The organism is Lysinibacillus sp. FSL P4-0201, from assembly GCF_038593425.1.
GTDB lineage: Bacteria > Bacillota > Bacilli > Bacillales_A > Planococcaceae > Lysinibacillus > Lysinibacillus capsici.
Window position 1 is genome coordinate 3,637,815 of record NZ_CP151995.1, and the last position, 23,476, is coordinate 3,661,290.

At 35.7% G+C, this 23,476-nt stretch carries 19 protein-coding genes and 1 riboswitch; of the genes, 1 reads left to right on the forward strand and 18 read right to left on the reverse strand.

Annotated elements, in window-relative coordinates; translation table 11 throughout:
• Window positions 1-2: 2 nt before the first annotated feature.
• A complete protein-coding gene (gene sufC, locus MKY76_RS18325) occupies window positions 3-788 on the reverse strand; it encodes a Fe-S cluster assembly ATPase SufC (protein WP_088364074.1) in 786 nt (261 codons plus the stop codon).
• A 635-nt stretch (window positions 789-1,423) separates the two neighbouring features.
• Here sufC and MKY76_RS18330 point away from each other — a divergent pair.
• Window positions 1,424-2,326, forward strand: coding sequence for a LysR family transcriptional regulator (locus MKY76_RS18330; protein WP_048394390.1), 903 nt, complete (start codon window positions 1,424-1,426; stop codon window positions 2,324-2,326).
• A gap of 29 nt (window positions 2,327-2,355) precedes the next feature.
• Here the strand turns inward: MKY76_RS18330 and MKY76_RS18335 are convergent, their stop codons facing one another.
• The 17 genes from MKY76_RS18335 to MKY76_RS18415 form a co-directional block, all read right to left on the reverse strand.
• Window positions 2,356-3,402 carry a glycosyl hydrolase family 18 protein gene (locus MKY76_RS18335; RefSeq protein WP_342556925.1) on the reverse strand — a complete coding sequence of 349 codons (1,047 nt, stop codon included), beginning with the start codon at window positions 3,400-3,402 and terminating at the stop codon, window positions 2,356-2,358.
• A gap of 22 nt (window positions 3,403-3,424) precedes the next feature.
• On the reverse strand, window positions 3,425-5,176 hold the full coding sequence (locus MKY76_RS18340; RefSeq protein ID WP_269897706.1) for a polysaccharide deacetylase family protein: 1,752 nt from the start codon (window positions 5,174-5,176) through the stop codon (window positions 3,425-3,427).
• Window positions 5,173-7,041 carry a glycosyltransferase gene (locus MKY76_RS18345; RefSeq protein WP_342556926.1) on the reverse strand — a complete coding sequence of 623 codons (1,869 nt, stop codon included), beginning with the start codon at window positions 7,039-7,041 and terminating at the stop codon, window positions 5,173-5,175. The genes MKY76_RS18340 and MKY76_RS18345 overlap by 4 nt, the downstream gene beginning before the upstream one ends.
• Complete coding sequence (locus MKY76_RS18350; RefSeq protein WP_342556927.1) at window positions 7,038-8,471, reverse strand: polysaccharide deacetylase family protein; 1,434 nt, start codon at window positions 8,469-8,471, stop codon at window positions 7,038-7,040. Before MKY76_RS18350 ends, MKY76_RS18345 begins: the two co-directional genes overlap by 4 nt.
• Before the next feature lie 17 nt (window positions 8,472-8,488).
• Window positions 8,489-9,814 (reverse strand): nucleotide sugar dehydrogenase, encoded by a 1,326-nt coding sequence (locus MKY76_RS18355; RefSeq protein ID WP_342556928.1) that lies wholly within the window; start codon window positions 9,812-9,814, stop codon window positions 8,489-8,491.
• A 472-nt stretch (window positions 9,815-10,286) separates the two neighbouring features.
• On the reverse strand, window positions 10,287-13,466 hold the full coding sequence (locus MKY76_RS18360; protein WP_342556929.1) for a hypothetical protein: 3,180 nt from the start codon (window positions 13,464-13,466) through the stop codon (window positions 10,287-10,289).
• A complete protein-coding gene (locus tag MKY76_RS18365; protein WP_054549456.1) occupies window positions 13,463-14,884 on the reverse strand; it encodes a glycosyltransferase in 1,422 nt (473 codons plus the stop codon). Before MKY76_RS18365 ends, MKY76_RS18360 begins: the two co-directional genes overlap by 4 nt.
• A complete protein-coding gene (locus MKY76_RS18370) occupies window positions 14,885-15,928 on the reverse strand; it encodes a HEAT repeat domain-containing protein (RefSeq protein WP_342556930.1) in 1,044 nt (347 codons plus the stop codon).
• A complete protein-coding gene (locus tag MKY76_RS18375; protein ID WP_342556931.1) occupies window positions 15,925-16,797 on the reverse strand; it encodes a response regulator in 873 nt (290 codons plus the stop codon). The genes MKY76_RS18370 and MKY76_RS18375 overlap by 4 nt, the downstream gene beginning before the upstream one ends.
• A 202-nt stretch (window positions 16,798-16,999) precedes the next feature.
• Window positions 17,000-17,851: a MetQ/NlpA family ABC transporter substrate-binding protein gene (locus MKY76_RS18380; protein WP_281217205.1), complete on the reverse strand. Its 852-nt coding sequence runs from the start codon at window positions 17,849-17,851 to the stop codon at window positions 17,000-17,002.
• A 68-nt stretch (window positions 17,852-17,919) separates the two neighbouring features.
• A complete protein-coding gene (locus MKY76_RS18385) occupies window positions 17,920-18,588 on the reverse strand; it encodes a methionine ABC transporter permease (protein WP_004228234.1) in 669 nt (222 codons plus the stop codon).
• Window positions 18,578-19,606, reverse strand: coding sequence for a methionine ABC transporter ATP-binding protein (locus MKY76_RS18390; protein ID WP_004228232.1), 1,029 nt, complete (start codon window positions 19,604-19,606; stop codon window positions 18,578-18,580). The genes MKY76_RS18385 and MKY76_RS18390 overlap by 11 nt, the downstream gene beginning before the upstream one ends.
• A gap of 82 nt (window positions 19,607-19,688) precedes the next feature.
• A riboswitch (SAM riboswitch) is annotated at window positions 19,689-19,792 on the reverse strand.
• Between the two features lie 56 nt (window positions 19,793-19,848).
• Entirely contained in the window at window positions 19,849-20,160 is a 312-nt protein-coding gene (locus MKY76_RS18395) for a thioredoxin family protein (protein WP_054549461.1), read from the reverse strand.
• Window positions 20,161-20,174: 14 nt separating this feature from the next.
• Window positions 20,175-20,516, reverse strand: a complete 342-nt coding sequence (locus MKY76_RS18400; protein ID WP_004228229.1) for a hypothetical protein — start codon at window positions 20,514-20,516, stop codon at window positions 20,175-20,177.
• 91 nt (window positions 20,517-20,607) lie between these two features.
• Entirely contained in the window at window positions 20,608-20,988 is a 381-nt protein-coding gene (gcvH, locus tag MKY76_RS18405; RefSeq protein WP_004228227.1) for a glycine cleavage system protein GcvH, read from the reverse strand.
• Window positions 20,989-21,069: 81 nt separating this feature from the next.
• Entirely contained in the window at window positions 21,070-21,426 is a 357-nt protein-coding gene (locus MKY76_RS18410; protein ID WP_004228225.1) for an arsenate reductase family protein, read from the reverse strand.
• Window positions 21,427-21,609: 183 nt separating this feature from the next.
• On the reverse strand, window positions 21,610-23,394 hold the full coding sequence (locus MKY76_RS18415) for an acyl-CoA dehydrogenase family protein (protein WP_066037171.1): 1,785 nt from the start codon (window positions 23,392-23,394) through the stop codon (window positions 21,610-21,612).
• Window positions 23,395-23,476: the final 82 nt, after the last annotated feature.

Here is a 23,476-nt window from a genome sequence, read left to right on the forward strand (position 1 = left end):
TCTTATGCTTCTTGTTCTTCTGTTTCTTCTTCGATTCCTAATTCTTTTTTAATCCAGTCATAACCTTCTGCTTCTAAGCGTTGTGCAAGCTCTGCACCACCTGATTTTACAACACGTCCTTGCATCATTACGTGTACATGGTCTGGTGTAATGTAGTTTAATAGGCGTTGATAGTGTGTAATCATTAAGCAGCCAAAGCCTTCACCGCGCATTGCGTTGATGCCTTTTGAGACAACTTTCAATGCATCGATATCAAGACCAGAGTCAATTTCATCTAAGATTGCAAATGTTGGTTTGATCATCATTAATTGAAGAATCTCATTACGTTTTTTCTCCCCGCCAGAGAAACCTTCATTTAAATAACGTTGAGCCATATCTTCGTTCATTTCAAGGAATTCCATGTTTTTATCTAATTCGCGGATAAATTTCATTAATGAAATTTCATCGCCTTCTTCACGACGCGCGTTAATTGCTGAACGTAAGAAATCAGCATTTGTAACACCAGCAATTTCAGATGGATATTGCATTGCTAGGAATAAACCAGCTTGAGCACGCTCGTCTACTTCCATTTCAAGCACATCTTCGCCATCTAACTCAACAGTACCTGAAGTTACTTCATATTTTGGATGACCCATAATAGCAGAAGCTAGTGTTGATTTACCAGTTCCGTTTGGTCCCATAATTGCGTGAATTTCGTTTGTATTAATTGTAAGATTTACGCCTTTTAAAATCTCTTTTCCGTCGATAGCAACGTGAAGATCTTTAATAACTAAAGTTGACATGAAAATACCTCCATAGTGTTCAGTGAATGGGTCAACCATTCCTTAATTATCATCATTCTAATCTTAACTGAAAATCGTTCTCTATGCAAACCATTTCAATTACTTTCCCATTCCTTAAATAAAATCTTTAAAAATAAAGACTTTGTAAGCATTTTCAGATTATTACTACTTCACCTAAACAATGAGAATAGACTTTCTTCATTTTCAATAAAATCTCCCTAATTGAGAATTGATTTCATCTAGCTACATAGTGAAAACCTCGAGAAAAGTGCTAATTGTAGCGGTTTTGTGACAAATTAGCATAAACAACATATCTATACTATAACCTATTTCATTAAAATGGAATCAATTTAAGTTCATATTGGAAGAAAGAAATTTTGCTATAAAAATTAATGGATTGTATCCTCAAAAGAAAGTAATTTTAGGTAAATGAAAAGACAGAAACGTAGATTGTATCCAACATTTCTGCCATTTCTCCATTAATTTAGATGATATGCCCATAAATATCCTTTAGATACAGTAAAAATGCATCTAACAGCTTATAATTTTTATTTTGACATAAACAGTCATTTTTCATCTTAAATAATATATAATTAAGGTATAATCAATCTTATTTTTAGATTAATAGAGGTGAAATGTTAGTGGAGTTACGTCAATTACGCTATTTTGTAGAGGTTGCTGAACGTGAGCATATTTCAGAGGCTGCTGAGCATCTTCATGTAGCCCAATCTGCCATTAGTCGGCAAATCGCAAATCTTGAGGATGAGTTAGGCACTCCGTTATTTGAACGAGTGGGACGAAATGTCAAATTAACACCAATAGGGAAGACATTTCTTGAGCATACCATTACGGCATTAAAGGCCATCGATTTTGCAGCAAAGCAAGTAGAAGAATATCTTGATCCTGCAAAGGGCTCAATTAAAATCGGCTTTCCAACAAGTTTAGCTAGCTATGTTCTGCCAACCGTTATTTCAGCCTTTAAACGCGAGTATCCTGATTTACAATTTCAACTCCGTCAAGGGTCTTATCGATTTTTGATTGATGCAGTTAAAAATCGGGAGTTGAATCTCGCCTTTTTGGGACCCCTGCCCCCGAAGGACGAATCCATTCAATCAACCATTCTGTTTACTGAAAATATTGCCGCACTCCTACCAGCCAATCATCCATTAGCTAAAAGAGAAAGCATACAGCTTGCAGAGTTGAAAAATGATTTATTCGTATTATTTCCAGATGGTTACATTTTGCATAAGGTAGCGATGGATGCTTGTCGAGCTGCAGGCTTTTTACCAAATGTCATTTCAGAGGGAGAAGATTTGGATGCACTAAAGGGCTTAGTCGCCGCTGGCATAGGTGTTAGTCTATTACCAGAGAGCTCTCTTTATGATTCAGCAGCTCGCTTTACCATCAAGGTCCCTATTGAATCTCCTACAATCCCTAGAACTGTTGGTATTATTTCACCCGTAAATCGAGAAATTGCACCATCAGAAATCATCTTCTTAGACTTTGTGAAAAACTTTTTTTCTCGCCTTTCACAATTCCAATAAAAAAATCGCCTTTTGGGCGATTTTTTTTATTATTCTGTTGATTGCTCAGCAATCCATTCTATTGTTTTCTCTCCTAAGCCTCCTGCACGCCATAATACAACGTCATGATAGCTTTTCTTTTGAACGTAAGTAACCCATTTTTCTAGCGTTTCTTGATCAGCATACCAAACTTCATGGCTGACATTATTGTCATCTACATATGAAAAATAAACGGCTCCACTTGCTTGATCACGCTGCTTAGCTGCTTTTTTATCGGCTAGTAATTGTTCAGCCTCCAGCTCTGTTAAAGCGACTATTTTGCCCTGAGCTACCCAATCAAAACCTCCAGTGGCAAAGGCGATAGCTAAATCTTGATTAGACTTCTTCATTTTTTTTACTAAATCATCTAGAAAAGAAAAAGTAGCTTTAGCACCTGGCCCACTGTGGTAACCATGAACATTATAGGCCATTACTGTATAGTGAGGTCCATCTGGCAATTTCACATCAAATGGAAAGCGTGGTTCGAGTACAACATGCAATGTAACATCCTTTTTGGAAAGCTCTTGGTAAAGCTCTTCTAAAAATAGGATATAGTTTTGAAGGTCATCTTTAGCCACCTTTTCATAATCAATCTCAATGCCATTTACTTGATATTGTTCCACAACCCGCAAAATATTTCCAATATGCTTTTGCCTTGCTGAGGAATCCTGCAATAATCTATGCAAAAGCGTGCTATCCTTTTGAACAGATGGAGCATTCTCTGTTACATAATCATTGATGAGTGTTAGGATCACATGATGGGAATCATTAAATTGCTGCTTGGTCTTTTGCAACATATCTACGGCATTTTCTGTTAACAATAGTTCATCATTGCTATTAAAATATGCGCCAAAAACACGTATATCTTGTAATCCAAGTTGAGAATTTTCTACATCTTTCATGGCGGATTTATTTTGCCATTCTGGTAACCAAATAGATAATCGGAGCTTCTCCTTATCGTTAAATTCTTCCTTTGCTTTAGCTGGCTGTTCTTTACTATTACTACAAGCTGTAATAAATAGTAGCGCAATACAAATAAATAACATAATGTTCTTCACTTGACTCTAATTTCACCCCGATTTAGAAGGTCTCGATAAAGAAATCAACGACATGATTAAATAACTCAGTGGATTTATACTTAACCTTCTCGAAATTCGTATATTGGTTCGTAAAAATAGTTTGATTGTTTTTATCTGTAATCAAAATATCTTCAATTAATGTATCGTAAATATCATCTGCATACTGTTCGTGTGAAGTGTTCTTATTACTGTACAACGCACCAAATCCAATCTGTGCCCCTTGTAATTTCGGATTTATTTGAACGGTCTCGGATAATACATTATCTACATCTATTTCTATTTTATCCTTATTTATAGCAATGTTAAATACTCTTTTTTCCGTTAAGTTTCTTGGGTACTCTTCTTCATCTATACGTGACCCTTTTTGCGTATCATGATAAGTGTAAACTGTTGCTTTATTAAATGCGTATTCTTCTTCATTCCACTTAATTTCATTTAATGGAAAGCGTTCTTTTTCAACAATTCCCCCGCCTGGTAATTTTTCACTTATTACAATCTCATTATCGACTAGTACAATTCGTAAATAACTATTTGTTTTTTCATCGTAATTTACATAGAAAGCTTGTTGGCCAACCACATTCCCTTTAAACGCAAAATTCACATTATATTGATCTGGCAGTTCCTCCTTTAAAAGAATTCTGCCTTCACTTGATGGAGCTGAAGTTAATGTAATCTCATTATTTTCATATTCTGCCGCACCATTTATCACTTTCCAGTGTTGTGCTACTTCCTGATCTCCTATCTTAAATTGTATGTTTTGCCTACTGGCCTGTCTGATCTTCATCATCACATGATTAGTTGACCAATATGGTGATACTTGTAATCGGCTTAAATTATAAATATCTGCCTCTTTATCATTGTAGGCACCTAATTCTAGATTAAAATGCATACGAAACTTGTCTTTAATTTCTTTGTTATTCACACTTTCCACGAGAGGATCCATATTGTTATAAAGTGAGTTTGCATGCATAATTGCGTAGGCTTTAGGGACTTCCCCCAACTCTTCATGATAGATATCCTGCATTAAATTGTAGTCCTTCTTAATACGAGCCTCCATCTCTTGTCGAGTTTCACTTGGTATCATATATTGATTACGAATAAAATCCATTAAATAATGATTATAGTATTCTATTGTTGTTTTATTAGGTACGTTATTTTCATCTATGACGCCTAAGGACTGTCCTTTATCATTAAAAATATTAATATAGGTTAACCTATATCCATTGGAGCCCATTTCCCAATAACCGCTTTTTTCCATCAGTTTTAAATCTTTGGGCTTTAAAAATTTATTATCGGTTGTATCCATTTTATTGGCATACGTAAACATCGTCGCCTTATAATTTAATTTTTCCATAATATTTTGAGCAAAAATACTAGAATCTGTACGTCCATCTTCAAATGATAGATACAAAGCTTTTTCTGGCAATGGTTTATCATGCTGATAGAAGTCTAAAATATCCTTTTGAGTAATGGTTTGATACCCTTGTTTTTCTAACAAAGTTAATTGTTCTTCTAAATTCTTTTTAGACACATATTTAGGTGATTCATTTCTACTGACACCAAAATAGGAAAGGGCAATAAAACCCTCTTTATTATTTAATGGAACTGTTTCAGCTCCCCTTTTCTCTGTTAGAAAAACAGCTTTAATTAAAATGACAGCTAACAATACTACTATAATTAATTGAGCAATCGAACGGATGATTTTCCGACGATTTTTTTTAGCTGGCTGAAGCTCTACACTTTTTCCGTTCATTCCTTCTCACCCTTTTTTCTAATTTTCACCATCGAAAATCGGGATTTTCGTAATTTTTGCTTTTCCATTTTCTTTTCCTTCGCTAGAACATCCTGAGGTGTTTCCCTTGTCCCCCATGTAGATTTCCAAAAAGTCACCCAAGCAACTGGCATCTGCCATAGCAAAATAAATTCATAATAGAGGACAAAGATAAAACCAAATCCCCATAGTTTACTTTTTCTAAAGAATAGATGAGCCAAACTCATAAGCATGGCCATTAATAGTAAACCTATTAAAAACGTTGTAGGAAAAATACCATACATGACTGGTACATAAATTAAGTTATAAACAACGACAATTGGTGCTGCAATAGGCACAATTAAACCAATAATGAAGAAAAGGAACATAAACGGTTCTTTTTTCCACATAAATAAAAATGCACGCAAAGATTCTCGAAGCCAAGAACGTTTCCATCTCATTTGCTGGGATAGAAAAACTTTTGTGTCAGATGGAACAATTGTTGAACAAATGGCATTGTCCTGATAGCCTGTTCGATGTGTTTTTAAAATATAGTTTGTCATACTACGGTCATCACCAAAAGTTGCTGGCTGACCAAGAAATTTTTGATTAAGCCATGCTGTTTCATTTTTTAAAATTAGCTCTTTCCGGTAACAGGCTAGTGGTCCTGATAAGCAAGTAACCGTATCAAACCATGCTTCAGCTGCTTTCATGATACGGAAGGCAATATAATAACGAACCGTCTGTAATTTAGTTAGCGCATTAGTAAATTTATTTTCAACCTCTGTTCGGCCAGCCACACCGCCCATTTTGGGATCTTGAAAAGGTTGCACTAAATTACGGATTGCATGTGGCTCTAAAAAACTATCGGAATCCACAAAAACAACTAAATCATGCTTCGCTTGATGAACACCCGCAACTAACGCTTCCCGTTTCCCACCGTTTTGCGGAAGCTTATAAAACTTTAATCGATCATTCGTCTTAAATCGTTCACCCTCTTGATGAATAAGGTTAATCATGTCGTATGCCTTTTCCTCTGTACGATCTGTTGAACAATCATCTACAACGATTACTTCTAATTTATCTACTGGGTAATATTGATTGATACAACTAGAAATCGTGCGATGAATCCACTCTTCCTCATTAAAGACTGGAATAATAATGGAGACACCTGGTTCAAACTTTGGATTGATCGGTACATTTTTATAGAAAATACCAAATAAATATCTACTTAATAGAAATGTTGCTGCAATAATACTATAAAGATATAAAAATTTATTAAACCTAAAGTAAATCACGCTTTCTGCTCTCATTAACATGACAATAAACGATACGACCAATAAAAATAAACTAGCCATAAAAATAGAAATGCCCCAACGTTTTTTTGTCATATATTCGTTTAAAGGCTGTAAAAATTCACAGGCAGCATAATAACGTAGTTCTCCATCCACTTCTTTCGTAAAATAACGGACAACCTTAGCCTTTAACTTCACTTTGGCTTCATAGCCCTCAGGCATTGCACCACCCGGTATGTTGAAATTCATTGTTAAAATTTCATTTATTAAAAATTCATGAGGTTGATGAGAGTAAACGAGGATACCCGTTACCGAAATATCCTCTGCAAAAAGTTTTTCTGCGTTCACTTGGTGTTTTGCCCTTTTAATATGAACCTCAAAATGAGTTTCGTAGCGTAAACTTAATTGTTGAAGTCGATAGATTTCATTCACATCTGTCGGATCAATTTCCTCTTTCTGATAGGATGCTCCACGACGATTCACAAGGCTCCTTACATTTTCGGGATCGGGAATATTTGAAAGAATCCGACGGTCAGAGCGTGGTATCGTTAAGATCTCTTTTTTTGTTTTCATTGTTCATTCACATCCCTATTTGAATCTTCTTCAATCCAAGTAGACATTTTGCTAAAGCTATAACCATCTTCTAGAAGTTTTTCAATGATGAGCGGAAGTGCTTCTACCGTATTTGTTCCATCTAGGATATGCATGACAATGACCTTGCCGGGCCCAACCCTAGAAATCACCCGTTCGTAAATGTCTTGTGCTGAGTAATCTAAATTCCAATCAAAAGAAGCGATATCGTACATAGCAATCGTTTTAATTCCCGCAGCAGTAATGATCTTGGCCGTTCGCTCATCCATTATTCCTTGGGCTGGTCGGAAATATAGAAGCGGGGGCTCTTGTAAAGCATAGGTTAATGCCTGATGTGCCTTCACTAAATCATCTTGTAATTCTTCGGGTGTCATTTTTGTAACATCTAAATGGTAATAGGAGTGGCTTGCTACCTCATGTCCTTCCTCTACAATCATCTTCGCTAATTGTGGATTCTTCTCTACTCCACTTCCTATTAGGAAAAAGGTACTTTTTATATTATATTTACGTAATACATCCAACACTTCTTTTACTCTTTTTTCATGTGCCCAATCATCAAAAGTAATAGCTATTTCCTTTTTGGTTGTCTCTTTTCGATAATATAAATTCGGCTTGACCTGCTCATAATTTAAATTGGGACTGACATCATCATATCCAGCAATCTCTTCCACTGACTTTGTTAAATAACGTTCATCTAATAGATCACTTAAGGTAGTAATGGTATACTCGCGTTCTTTAGCTAATTGAGCTAATAATGGTATAGCATCAATAATGGCAGGATTAATGTATGTGTTGAGATGAATAATAGAGCCCCTATCAATATATTTACTGATATAATTAATCAGTTCCTGAGCACTTTGCATTTTTCTATCAAGTGGGTTAATAGATAATCCAATAACGGCTTTCATATCAAGCGCCTTAGCTGCTAAGCGCATATTATCGGTAACATCGCCTGAACGACTACGAACAAATTTTGGCGTATAGCCTAAATTCTCTTCAAAAATTTGATTGGTTAACATGATTTCTTCATACGTTTGATCATAATTCAAAGTCGATATATCTGGAAATGTCAATGTACCGTTTTGCACCTCATGTCCTCTTTTTAAGATATCTTTCACAAGCTCAGGCTCCTGAGCAACACGCATTCCGTCCAGAAAAAAGGTAGCCTTCATATTCGATTCATCTAGTTTCGATAATAGCAATTTCATTGTGTCGTTATCTGCTAAACCATTAAATGTTAACGATACTTTCGGCACTACAATATTGGCATGACTGATTACATCACTTTTACTTCCATCAGATTTTTTAATCTCTATAGAAGAATCAATGGGATGAATCGTTTCTTGGGTCGCTGACTGACAGCCCACTAAGAATAGTATGATGAGCAGACCACATAGTTTTAGTAGTTTCATTTCCTATGAATTCCCCCTTACAGTTTGTAATAATTTTTATTTTCGAACAAAAAATGGGTATTACGTGTATCAAAAATTAAAGAAGCTTGTTGATCAATTAAAGAGTAATCAATAGTTGAATGATTCGTTAAAATTAATACTGCATCTGCTTGTTGGATTATTGGTGCTGTTAATGCAACCGTATCGAAATGGGATTGTTCGATAGTGAATGTTTGTATATAAGGATCAATGATTGTTAATTGGCATTGTTTATCTAGTAGTTGCTGAATAACATGAAGTGCTGGCGATTCCCGTGAATCGTTTATATTAGGTTTATAAGTCACACCAATGACAACAATATTGGCTCTATACAGCTCTTTATTTTGAATACGTAAGTAATTACTTAATCTCTCTACTACAAAGTTGGGCATTGAGTCATTGATTTTATCAGCTGCTTCAATTAACGTTGCAGAGATACCATGTTGTTGCCCAGCCCATAGTAGATATTTAGGATCGACTGGAATACAATGCCCCCCCACTCCTGGCCCTGGTGTAAATGGCATAAAACCATAAGGCTTTGTAGAAGCTGCATCAATAACTTCCCAAATATCAATGTTCATCTTATAGCAAATCTGACTTAACTCGTTTACAAGGGCTATGTTAATTTGGCGAAAAGTATTTTCCAGTAATTTCTCCATTTCAGCCACTCTAGGGCTTGTCACAGTACACACATGGGTATGAAGAACTGTTTCATAAAAAATCTTTGATAATTCTAGGCATGTGGCTGTTATTCCCCCAATCACTTTTGGTGTATTCGACACGGAAAAGTTGCTATTTCCTGGATCAACACGTTCTGGTGAATACGCTAAAAACAAATCATGACCAATAGTAAAACCATATTTTTGTAAAATAGGCTGGACCATTTCTTCTGTTGTCCCAGGGTAAGTCGTACTTTCAAGAATAACTAGCGCATTGGCTTTAATATTTTGACCGATGGCATGCGTTGCTTCTTCGATATATGAAATATTAGGTGTTCCATCAGGAGTAGTAGGTGTAGGTACACAAATAATCACAACGTCTGCTTGTGAAAGCATAGAAAAATCCTTAGTTGCTTCAAAATGTTTACTTTCGATCATTTGCTCTATATTTTCTCTCGGTAAATCAGCAATATAACTTTCACCATTTTGCAATTGTCTGATTTTTCCTTGATTCTTATCAAAGCCAACTACCTTAAATCCATTTTGAGCTATTTCCACAGCAAACGGTAAACCTACATAGCCAAGTCCAATCACTCCAATTGTTGCTTTTTTTGTTTGGATTTTTTTCAATAAAGCTGTACTTAGTGATTTCGTTTCGCTCGTCATTAAAATTACTCCTTTATTTAATCTGTATTTTCATTGTTTTTTATTTATTTAATTGAGGAACGCATTCCATAAAGCAATGGTTCAATTCTCGTCATCTTTTGTAAAAAAACCCCCTTCAACATTCAAACTTACATAGGACTCTTTAGTCGAAATAGATCAGTAGGATTACATATCACTCAAAATAAGTTTATTAACGTTTATATAGTACTAATTGAAGCTAAACAATTTCTAAACAATTACATTCAAGTTAATAAAAACCTATTTCCCTAAAAAATAAATCAAATTTTCATTATAAAAACACATCTATTTACGATATTTTTTACATTAACCATTAACTGTAAATTTTTTTGTTTAGAAAAATTTTTCTTTCTACAATTCTAAAAATCCCCTTAAGCCTCGGTTGTCCACCGACACTTAAGGGGATTGGTAAATAAAAAAGAGCTAAGGGCAGAACAATCTACCCTTAGCTCCTTTAATATGCTTTAAATAATTTTTGTAAAATATAATAGGATTGTTTTAAGCGCTCTTCATATTTTGGAACTTGCCATGTTTCCCATGTATAAGCAGACAGTGGTGGTAAAACATCATTAGAAGCTGCTGGCATAGATTGAACAACGTTGTTCTCTTTATCTACAAATAAAGCACCAATATAAATATTGTCTACTTTAACCGCCGCTTTATCGCCATCTTTATACAGGTTACCTATAAACTCACGCTGACTCGGATCTTTAGCTTGAATCAATAACCAAGGGATGCGAAGTTCGATAACATTGTCATCGGTCCAAGTATAATCAACTAAAGAATCATAATCTTTTGCTTCTGGATTAGCATTTCCTTGAAGTAATTTTCCTGTTTCGTAGATACTAAAATCAGTCGTTCTATTTTGCTCAGGTAAAAATAGTTGTTTATTTAACACATAGTAAATAGGGGCGAACTTTCCACTATTTTTCAAGGCATTTGCCATTCGGGGAGCAACTAAATTTAAACGGTGGCCATATAAATAATCATAGAAATCGTAGTATTCATCAATAACAACCCTAGATTGACCATTTTTATTGAGCTCAACTATAAAATCAACACCATTGGAAAACGTCATATTTTTTATAGATGTAGCAGACATATTTCCTTGACCTGGTACAACATCTAATAAAATGCGAGGGGAGGTATTGGCTAACTCCTCACTTTTTAATTTAATGTACAAATAGCGCTCATCATAGTCTACTGCAAAATCTGTTGGATTGTTTGGTGCAGTATCATATAGCTGTTTACCCGTCCATTCCGTTGTCTCTCCATCTACTTTTACCTTAAGTCTATCAAAGCTTAATAAACCAAACTGTTGCTCATTTGTTTGAGCATTGGACCAAAATGGTCGACGATTCGGATCATCATAATCCATCGTATTCCACGTTCGTTTAAACCACTCATCTTGCCATGTAAAAACAAGTCCTCCCATGAGCCCTTCATGCATAATATCCTCAAATAAATGTTGAAGTGTTTCTCCCTGAGCTTGCTCTGACATTTGCCCCTGATTCCAACCATATACATTATCATGTGTTTTACCACGTGATGCTGGGATACCAAATTCCGCAATAAGAACAGGCATAGTATGAGCTTCATGGAGCTCTTTTAAATAACCTGCATAGCTATTTTTGTTCCCTCGGAAATCGACATAATTTAAATAATCTTTATCGAAATTAAAGAAGTCAGGGTAATAAGGATACACATGATAGGAAGCAAATTGTCCTGGTGCAGTCATCTCTCCTTTTGTATAAATAACATTTGGATTGACCCCTACTAAATCTTCATCCTCAGATGGCTCTGACGGATGTTCAAGAATGTCAGTTGTGACCCAGTTCGTGAAACTCATTGGACGTAGCCAGTTATATTTTTCCTTTTCATAAACTGACACCACATCCATTTGTTCTGCTAGCCAATGCTCAAACGGAGATGCACCCTTGGTTTCAAAAAAAGTACCGTTGTATTGACCAATATTTGCATGTTTTTCATTCGTTCCCACAACCATGTGTGGATACCATTCAATTCCTAGTACCCATCCTATAACATATTTTGATACGTCTACATCATACAAGCCAGATGCATGTCCTGGGCGAGGCTCCACATAGATATTTCCATGAATGACATCTACCATTTGTTTCATTTCTAATTGGAAATCTTCTAACGTATCTTTGTCATAGGCATCCAATGAACCTGCTAAGCCCTCTTCATTAATCCAAACTCCATGTAAAACATATAATGTTTTTTTTGGATGTTCTTCATTATATTTAGCAAGCGCTCTATAAAAGCCTGGTGGATGTAATGTATAGACTCGTATCGTATTAGCATTCATGTCTGCTATTTGTTTAAACCATCGATAATATTCCTCTTCAGTAATTGCTGCTTCTCCAGGAAAGGCGCCAGGTTTCCCCATTCCGATATTGACACCCTTAAATACGATTGGTTCCCATTTGCCATCTCTTAGCACCTCAAAAGATTGTCCCTGAATTCGTGCATTATAGTTTAATTTCTCATGATTTACAGTGTCCTGAACCTCTTTGTGCTCAAATGAATCAAATATTTTATGCATTACTGGGATGTAAATGGACCAATAAAACGAACTGTCCGCATACTTCTCAGCATATTTATAGATTGTAGGTAACCCTTTTATTTTATAAATATTCGGTACCCGTGCGATATCATTAAAATCTCCCGCAAAATAATAACTAGATGTGTAGCTTTTATCTTGGCCTACAATTGCTGCAAATTGTTCTGGAATGCCATTAGCCTTTAACAGCTCTGTTCCTTTTTTTGTTAAATCCCATTTATAATTTGCAAGAGCATCTTCAGCATACTTAGGTGTAATAATATCAAACCAATAATCGTATTGCGCCCTTGCAGATGAATGAAAGAATTTTTTCCCATTTTCAGTAAACTGCACTTGAATGCCTTCAGATTTAACATGCTTGTCCATTTCTAGAACAAGAAGCTCCTCAGTTATTTCGTTAAATAGTAAAAAGCCTCCACCTTTATATGACCAATTATCGCCATGTTCATCGATCACCCATTGTGGTATTTCTAAATTTTTATGATAATCAAGCTCATCAAAATAACGTCCGATCCAGCCAGACCATGTGATTCCTAAATAATCCTGTAATTCTTTACGAACTTCCCCTGATGTTGGTGAAGCAAACGTGTTATACTCAGCAATTAACATGCTCTTTTTTTTGCTGGCTAAGCGTTCGACGATTGCCTGCCATTCTTTGTGTTCAAGTCCCCCAACAATTTTTTCTGAACGTTCACCTAAACGTTTTGTTTGTTGTAAATCATCTTTATAAACTCCGTACGTATCTGCCAAATAAATGACATCATAGTCACTATAATCATTTGGCAAATTCTTTTCTACAACACTTTTAGTTTCATCATTTGGGACCGTACCATAGTAATCGCGTTCTACGTCATAAGGTTCATTATTTAATCTATATTTATAATGGTTTAAAAACCAATTCACCCCTAAGTGCTCTCGGTAAGACTCATTCGGAACGGTTTTATCTATAATGGCCACATTAAGCTGTTTTTCATCTTCTAAGTACCACCATGTAATAGGGATTATCATGAGGACTAGTACGACCATAACCCCTATATAGATTCGTTTCATACACTTTTCTCCTTTTCAGCAATGCCGACACGTTTCATATTACCCCAATCACTTTTTCTTAAGACAAAACGAAGTAATCCCTCACAGCGCCAGAATAATGTTAGTGGGCGATACCAAAAAATTTCTGTAAACGCTAAAAGAATCATGCGTAACAACTCTCTTTTTTTCGGATACGTATTCATACTCCACGATTCAAATAATATTGCCGCTATTGAAAAAATAACACCATAAATAACGAATAGTAGTAGCAGCATGAGTGCAACCTCATAATAAATTTTCCCTAAGAAAAAGGCTATGACAATATAAATATATCCTCCTAACTCGACAAGAGGCCCTAGACATTCCACTAGCCAAAAATACGGGAACGAAAGAAATCCAATCATTCCATATCTAGGATTCAAGGTCATTTTTTTATGCTTCCATAGACTTTCAAATAACCCTTGATGCCACCTTCTTCGTTGATTGCGTAGTACTCCTAATGTTTGAGGTGCTTCCGTCCAGCAAACTGGGTCAGGTACAAATTCAATACGCTTATTTTCTTTTTTTTCTTTTATAAGTCGATGGATATTCACCACAAGTTCCATATCTTCCCCAATAATATTGGTTGAATATCCACCTGCTTCAACAGCCCATTTTTTAGAGAAAACACTAAATGCCCCTGAAATAATAAGGACTAAATTGAATTTACTTAACGCTATTCGCCCCATTAAAAATGCCCGCAAATATTCGATTACTTGCATGATTACTAGATAATTACTAGGTAATTGAGTCTCATAAATAGAGCCAAACTGCATCTTTGCACCATTTGCAATACGAATATTACCTCCTGCTGCAATAACCTCACCATCAGATAAAATGATAGGCTTCATCACCCGCAGCAAGGATTTTTCATCTAAAATGGAGTCCCCATCAATGGAGCAAAAATATGGATATTGAGATACATTAATACCCACATTTAGTGCATCAGCCTTACCACCATTTTCTTTATCAACTAAAATACAATTTTTATAGATTTCTGATTCATATATTTGTTTAATGTCTTTTGTAGGGATGTTAGTTCGAACAATTTTATTGATTGGCTTCATTTGAAAATGTTCGATGACCGTTTGAAGGGTTTGATCCGTAGATCCATCGTTAATAATGATAATTTCAGTTTGAGGATAACGTAAATTCAATAATGAATATACTGTATCTACAACTCCTACTTCTTCATTGTAAGCAGGAACAAGTAACGATACCGGTTTTGAATAAAAGGCATCGATATGTGCATCATCATACTCTGATAGATCGAGACGATAGCGTTTTCTTAAATCCAGCATAGCAATGATGAACATTGTACAATATGACACGATAACGAACAGCATATAAAATAAAATAATGCCCCCAAAAAACATCATGCAATAATCAATTATTTTCATTTACTTCCCCTCTTTTCTCGCTGCAATTTCTTGGGCCATTTCAATTGCATATTGATCATTTGAGGATTCAATGAATTGCTGTAATTTGGCAATACCATGTCGATCTTCTACAATCGTTTTTGCCGCTTGGGAACGTACCCACCAATTCTCATCTTGAAGAAGCTGCTCTAAATAACTATAAGTATAAGTAAGCGGTACATGCTTAAAAATTTTGGCAACCATTAACCTCGCTTCCCACATTTCAGAGGTCACAAAAGGGATAAAGGGATCCATTTCATCAATAATACCAATTTCATAAAGCCCTTTTAATGCTCTGATGTTAATTTCCGGTGTATCATGGTGTAATAATTTTTTTAATTCATCTAAATACTCCATCTTTCTTTTTACAGCAGCAGTATCAATAACAGCAAATTGCATTTTCGCCGACAAACTATTAAAATCATGGAAAAATCGAATAAATACATTATCATCTAATAAGATAAATAGTCTTCTATATTCACTTTCAGCGTAATTTACATTGGAATTTTTTATTTTCTCCATAAATAAATCTGGTTGGAAAAGCGAGTATATTTTCAATAACTGGAAATGTTCTTCATCTGTAATGTTATTTTTTTCGAATTCTTGGCACTTCGTTAGCAATTCATCTATTTGTAAGTCTGCAATTCGATAGAGGGCATTCATTCGAATACTCCATCGTTTACTGGATAAATCTTTTTCGTAGAATGCTTTTAAATATTGATTGGAGAATTGTTTAATTTTTAGTTCCACCTGTTCATTCCTTATATTCTTTAAATAGGATGAAAAAATTTTTTCAATAGCTTCTACTTGGGCGCTTCCTCTAGGTACCAATACGATACTAAATAATGCGTTATTGAATAAGTAATCATACCAAAGTTGAGAATAATTTTGTAAATAACGGTCACGAACTTTCTCAAAATAGCTTTCACGCTGCCGCTGAACAAGTAAATACATTAAAAAGATAAAGAGCACAACTAATAAGAAGGAAATTATTCCCAAAAGCGTCGAAACAGTCAGCTTGATCATTGCCAAAACCTCGCAAACGTTCTTTTAATTTTGGCTTCTAGCAAACGTAAATTAAATGGTTTGACAATATATTCATCAACACCGCCCTCATAAGCATTAAGCGCTGCTCCTTCAGAATTGCGTTCTGACATCATATAAATAATAAATTTCTTTTCATTTGGCATATGTCGTAAGATATGCAATATTTCTAAGCCATTTTTCAGAGGTAAAATATCATTCATAAGAATTAGATGCATATGCCCTGATTTATAATCATCCGATTGCAAAAAGCTATAGCCATCCTCATAAACCTTTACATCTAAAGAAAAATAAGGGATATTTATTTGCTTAAGCGTTGACTCTAATACTTGTCTAAAAATGGCGTTTTGCTCAATAATACTAACTTTCACTAATTCAGTTGGTTGCTCACAGTAATCCTTTACCTCTGCTATACTCCATGTTAATTGCTCATCCCCTGATAACATCTGTTTATTTTTATTTAACAGCTCTTCAAAAATAACGTTATTATTTCTTATTTCTGTTATAGAGGCCTTTAATGCAATCTGTTGGAACTTCCGTTCTGCTTTTAAGATGGCAAATATTCGTTTTAAAAACGCCCTAGCTTCTACATCACTACTTTGTAAAAAGAAGATGCCCCAATGATCCCCGTCGGATAATTGAAAAAGCAAGTCTGTCTTGCGTATTTTTGATTGTAAAAACGAGGTAACTTGATCATTCACATTTTCATTCAGTTGTGTAGCATTAGCTGTTTTTAAAAAGACTGCTGTTATAGTAAGGCGTGATCTAATAACACTTTCTCGCCATATTTTAAAGTAGCGCTCTACTTCATGTTCTTGCATGATGTCATGGGTGAATTTTATTTCATTCATTAGAATCACTCCATCTAGTTTTTTCTTATTATTACTTTCTATCATTTATTTCGTAGATTAACAACATTACTATAGTAATAAATGTGACTAAACAATAAATAGACGTCATAAAAAATACATAGTTTCTCATCAATTTAACTACAAATAAAAAAGAGTACATAAGTCGTTAAACTTATGTACCCTTTTATAAAATTTTTAATTCTTATTTTACCGGTACTACTGCACCTTTCCACTCTTCTAAAATGAAGTCTTGGATTTCTTTAGATGTTAATACTTCTAATAATTTTTTAATTTCAGGTTTTGATTCATCACCTGCACGTACAGCGATGATGTTAACATATGGAGATTCTTTATCTTCAAGAGAAATAGCATCTTCAATTGGGTTTAAACCGTTATCGATGGCAAAGTTAGAATTGATAAGTACTGCATCGCCTTCATCATTTTCGTACATTTGTACAAGCATTTCTGGGGCAGTATTTGCATCGAATTTAAAGTTTTTAGGATTTTCTTCAATATCCTTTAATTCTGCTGCTGTTTTATCAATGCCTTCTTTTAATTTGATTAAGCCTTTAGCCTCTAGCAATGACAGCATACGACCATGGTCAGATACTGAATTAGAAAGTAAAATTGTCGCGCCTTCAGGCAGGTCTTCTAACGTTTTATATTTTTTAGAGTAAATACCGATTGGTTCAATATGAACGCCACCTGCATTAACGAAATCATAGCCATTGTCTTTAATTTGTAGCTCTAAGTAAGGAATGTGCTGGAAATAGTTTGCATCAATATCTTTTGACTCTAAATCTTGGTTTGGTAGAACATAATCTGTATACGTTTCAATTTCAAGGTCTATGCCTTCTTTAGCTAAGATCGGTTTTGCTTTTTCTAAAATAACTGCGTGCGGTGTATTAGAAGCACCTACTTTTAATGTTACGTTTTCTTTGCTATCTGTTTGATCGCCAGATGCTGATTTTTCATCTTCTTTTTTATCTGTACCGCAAGCTGCTAATGCTAGTACAAGTATTGATAAAAATAATCCTGCTAATAACTTTTTCATTTATGACACTCCCTTTTATTTGTTTAAAATATGTTAGCGGTAAAAACCGGAATAACCCCTTTTTCTTGCTAGCGTTTATCAATTTTCTCGGTAATTAAATCACCAATCCATTGAATAATAAATACGACTACTAAGATCAAAATAGTTGCCATTAATGTCACATCTTGGCGATTTCGCTGGAAGCCGTCTAAGAAAGCTAAGTTACCAAGACCACCTGCACCAATAATTCCTGCCATCGCTGTATATCCTACAAGAGCAACAGCCGTTACAGTGATACCAGAAATCAAAGCTGGTAATGATTCCGGAACCAATACCTTCCAAATAATCGTAGAAGTTTTTGCTCCCATTGAACGGGCTGCTTCAATCACACCTTTATCAATTTCACGTAACGCAATTAATACCATACGAGCATAAAACGGTGCTGCACCGATAATTAAAGCAGGTAACGCCGCATTGGCACCGCGAATTGTACCTAGTAAAAACTTCGTAAATGGAATTAATAAAATAATTAATACGATAAATGGAATGGAACGGAAAATATTAACGAGTGATCCTGTTAAAAAGTTAACGATTTTATTTGCCCATAACTGATTGGGGCTAGTTAGAAATAGAACAATACCAATGACTAACCCAAGAATAAATGTCACAACCGTTGATATAGCTGTCATGTATAAAGTTTCATACGTAGCTTGCCACATATTTTCCCAGTCTACATTCGGAAAGAGATTAGTTAGCATTTTCAATCACCTCCGTCTGTACTTCCACTGTATTTAAATAACGAAGGGCTTCAGTGACGTTTGTCTGAGAGCCATCAATTTGCACAATCAATGTACCATATGCACCATTTTTTGTTTGCGAAATATTTCCGTGAACAATACTTACTTCTACATCAAATTGTTTCACAAGATGTGAGATGACAGGCTGTTCTGTTTTTTCACCAACAAAAATCAATTTGACAAGTTGTCCAGTTGGATAGTTTGTTTTAATTTGTGCTACCGTATCCTGTGTTTCCTTAGTGTCTGTAATTTGAGATACAAATTTCTTAGTAATAGCCGCCTGTGGGGCTTGGAAGACTTGTAATACCTCACCACGTTCCACAATTTCGCCTGCCTCCATCACCGCTACACGATGACAAATTTTGCGGATGACATGCATTTCGTGGGTAATCAGGACGATTGTTAAGCCTAAGCGTTCATTTATATCTACGAGTAAATCAAGAATGGCATCCGTTGTTTCAGGGTCGAGTGCGGATGTCGCCTCATCACATAGTAAAACCTCTGGATTATTCGCTAATGCACGTGCAATTCCTACACGCTGCTTTTGTCCCCCGGAAAGCTGGGATGGATATGCCTTATCGCGCCCTTCTAAGCCTACAAGGGCAATTAATTCCTTCACACGCGCTTCACGTTGAGCCTTTGGGAAGCCTGCGATTTCTAAAGGGAATGCAATATTTTCGGCAACTGTTCTTGACCAAAGTAAATTAAAATGCTGGAAAATCATACTTACCTTTTGTCTAGCTGCTCTAAGCTTTTGCCCTTTTATCGATGAAAATTCTTGATTGTTCACCGTTACTGTTCCTGCTGTCGGTTTCTCTAAACCGTTTAATAAACGAATCATGGTACTTTTACCAGCACCACTATAGCCGATAATGCCAAAAATTTCACCTTTATTAATAGTAAGGTTGACGTCTTTGACTGCCGTTAATTCGCCATTTGCTGTTTTGTATTTCTTTGTAATATTTTGAAGCTGGATCATAGCGAATACTCCTTTTCTCATATAGAAAACCCCTTCACTCACAGACAAGTAGAAGGGGTCACGTATGATACGTTAAACCGTTCTCTCATCTTTCAAAGAAAAATCTTTGGGTGATTTGGCACCTTTTCACATTGTGATGGTTGCCGGGCTTCATAGGGCACTTCCCTCCGCCACTCTTCATAAGAGTTCGATATATTTAATGTTTTAGTAATATATTTGATACTTTACCACGCTAGTAAAGTTCAGTCAATTGATTTTTTTAACAATTCATATAAAAATGGTACGGATTGAAAAGCATAAATCTTTTCTGTCACTTTTCCGCCATCACTGATGAGTAGACATGGAACACTTTCAATTTGATGCTCATAAGCAATGTGTTCCAAAAAGTTGATATTTGCTTTACCAATTTGTAGCTGTGGCAGTAATTGCTCAATAATGGACATCATTTTAGATGCCACTGCACACGTTCCACACATCGGTGTATATAAATAAAATGCAGTTTTCTCTCCCGACTGTTTAGCCGCTTCCCACTGCTCTATTGACCATTCTTCCATTTACTCACGCAACCTTACAAAATATATTCATTATGGATTGAAAAATGTGCACGCAGTAAGATCATTGCTAGCACTTTTCTTGGTGTTGTTTCTACTTCCTTGTATGTTGGCATTGTGCGCAGATGCTCAGCCTCTGGATAATGTCTGTCCATTAATGCACGTAGCTTATCACCAGAAGTATCTGCATCAAAAAAAGTAAATAGCTCACAGCCCTCATAGGGATCCAGTAGTTCTTCTAATTGATGCACACCAATTGTACCATTCGTACATAGTATTGTAACATTCTCATTCAAAATAGGCTCAATTTGTAGCTTATCTGAGCGCCCTTCTACTATCAAGCATTTTCCCTCGAACATTACGCCACCTCCATTTAGAGATCCCCACTTATAAGTCATTATATAACAAAAAACGCCGGTAGTTTCCGACGTTTTTCGATTATGGCTTGTCTTATTCAGCGATCATTTCTTCGTATTGCTCTGCTGTCATTAGTTTCTCAACTTCTGATGCGTCAGCAGGCTCAACAACGATCATCCATGCTTTTTCATATGGTGATTCATTAACGAATTCTGGGCTATCTTCTAAATCTGCATTTACTTCAACTACAGTACCTGAGATTGGTGCATATAATTCAGAAACAGTTTTTACTGATTCTACGCTACCGAATGGATCATCTGTTTTGATTTCGTCGCCAACTTGTGGAAGCTCAACGAATACGATATCTCCTAATTCAGATTGTGCGAAGTGAGTAATACCAATACGTACTTTTCCATCTTCTACTTTTACCCATTCATGTTCTTCAGAGTATCGTAAGTCTTTAGGTGTGCTCATGCAAAAAACCCCTCCATAAATATGTAATATATTCACTTTCAGTGTGCCATACTTCTCCTATAAATACAAGGTTTAATACGGTTATTTCCAAGCTTGCTCAAAATCTACTTCTTTAAAACCTAAAGTAACTTTTTTTCCATCTGTCACGATGGGACGTTTAATTAACATGCCATCTGAAGCAAGTAGCTCAAGCTGCTCATCCTCCGTCATTTCTGCTAACTTGTCCTTTAAACCAAGCTCACGATATTTCATGCCTGAGGTATTAAAAAATTTTTTCAAAGGCTGTCCACTAGCTTGCCAAATAGCTGTTAATTCTTCTTTAGTGGGAGGTTGCTCTGCGATATGTACCTCTTCATAGGAAACCTCATGCTCATTTAACCACTTCTGTGCCTTTTTACATGTTGTACATTTCGGATAATGGAAAAATTGAATCGTCATTACAATGCTCCTCTTCTGTCTTTTTCTGTAGTATACCATCATAGTTGTTTTCAATGGTGAACTTCACTCTTTTTTGTAAGTTTATCCACCAGTTGTGCAAATTTATCCGCTCCTTTTACGATTATCCATCTTATATAAAAAACCTAGCTATCTTTTGCAGATAGCTAGGTTAAATTTGCACTATTAAACAATATATTTTTCAGCATCAATTAATTTAACGGAAGCCTCACGCTTCTTCGCAATTAAATTATATGGATTATTACGCGTTAGCTTACGCAGTGCAGATAATGTCATACGGGCTGCATCGCCATCTGCTGAAGCAAGAATTGTGTCTTTTGCTTCTTTTTCGATTTCTGCGAATGCTTCTTGGCAGAAAATTTGTGTGTATAGCAACTTTTGATGTGCTTTTTCAGCACCGTCACGAGCAATTGCTTTTTCTGTACGTAAAACAGCTGATTCCATTGCAAATAATTGGTTAGCTATATTCGCAATGTTTACCAATACTTCTTGCTCTTGATCAAGCTTTGCACCAAAGCGTTGTGCTGCTAAGCCTGCAGCTAATACAGCAATCTTCTTGGCATTTTTCACTAAATATTTTTCTTGTGCTAATGGCTCTGTACCGATATCCTCTGGCATTAGCATAAGCAGCTCTTGCTGTAAATTTTGGGCAACTTGTAATAATGGTAGCTCACCTTTTAGCGCCTTTTTCATAAATGTGCCAGGTACAATCATGCGGTTAATTTCATTTGTACCTTCAAAAATTCGATTAATACGAGAATCACGGTAAATACGCTCTACCTCATATTCAGCCATAAAGCCATAACCGCCATGAAGTTGGACAGCTTCGTCAGCAATATAGTCTAAAGTTTCTGAACCGAATACTTTAGCAATAGAGCATTCAATGGCATATTCAGCAATCGCACCTGCAATCACTTTTCCTTGCTTTTGCTCTTCTAGGCTTAATTGGCTTAAGCGATCCTCAAATAGACCCACAGTACGATAGTTTAATGATTCTGAAGCATACAATTGAGAAGCCATCGTTGATAATTTCTCTTTTGTCAGATTGAAATCAGAAAGCTTTGTCTTAAACTGCTGACGTTGGTTTGTATACTGAATAGCTAACTCCAATGCACGTTTCGATCCGCCAATTGTGCCCACGCCTAGTTTATAACGACCAATGTTTAAAATATTGAACGCAATGATATGACCACGACCAATTTCGCCTAATAGATTTTCTACAGGTACTTCCGCATCTTCCAATACTAATGTACGAGTTGATGATGATTTAATCCCCATTTTCTTTTCTTCAGGACCAACTGAAACACCATTGTAGGCACGTTCTACGATAAATGCAGAGAATTTATCGCCATCAATTTTTGCGTAGACCACAAATACATCAGCAAAGCCTGCATTCGTAATCCACTGTTTTTCACCATTTAAAATATAATGTGTGCCAGCTTCATTTAATTTTGCAGTCGTTTTTGCACCTAGAGCATCTGAACCTGAACCTGGCTCTGTTAATGCATAGGCAGCGATTAATTCACCTGAAGCTAGCTTAGGTAAATATTTTCTCTTTTGATCTTCATTACCGAATAGAACAATTGGTAATGACCCAATACCAACGTGAGCACCATGTGTGATAGAGAAACCACCTGCAACAGACATTTTTTCAGCGATTAAAGCTGAAGAAACTTTGTCTAATCCTAGCCCTTCGTATTCTTCAGGCACATCTGCTCCAAGTAAGCCTAATTCGCCTGCACTTTTTAGGAGACGCACTGAATGCTCAAATTCATGGTGCTCTAAATTTTCCACTACTGGTAAAACTTCATTTGTAACGTATTCCTCTGTTGTTTTAGCAATCATTTTATGCTCGTCAGTGAAATCTTCCGGTGTAAATACACGATCTAATTCCACATCTTCAATAAGAAATCCGCCGCCTTTAATGAAATCAGTTGTTTTTTCAGTCATGATTAATTCCTCCCAATATATCTTTTTGTTAGTTGATTCCCCTAATGATCATGTATAGAAAAGCTTGACGTATACAATGTTC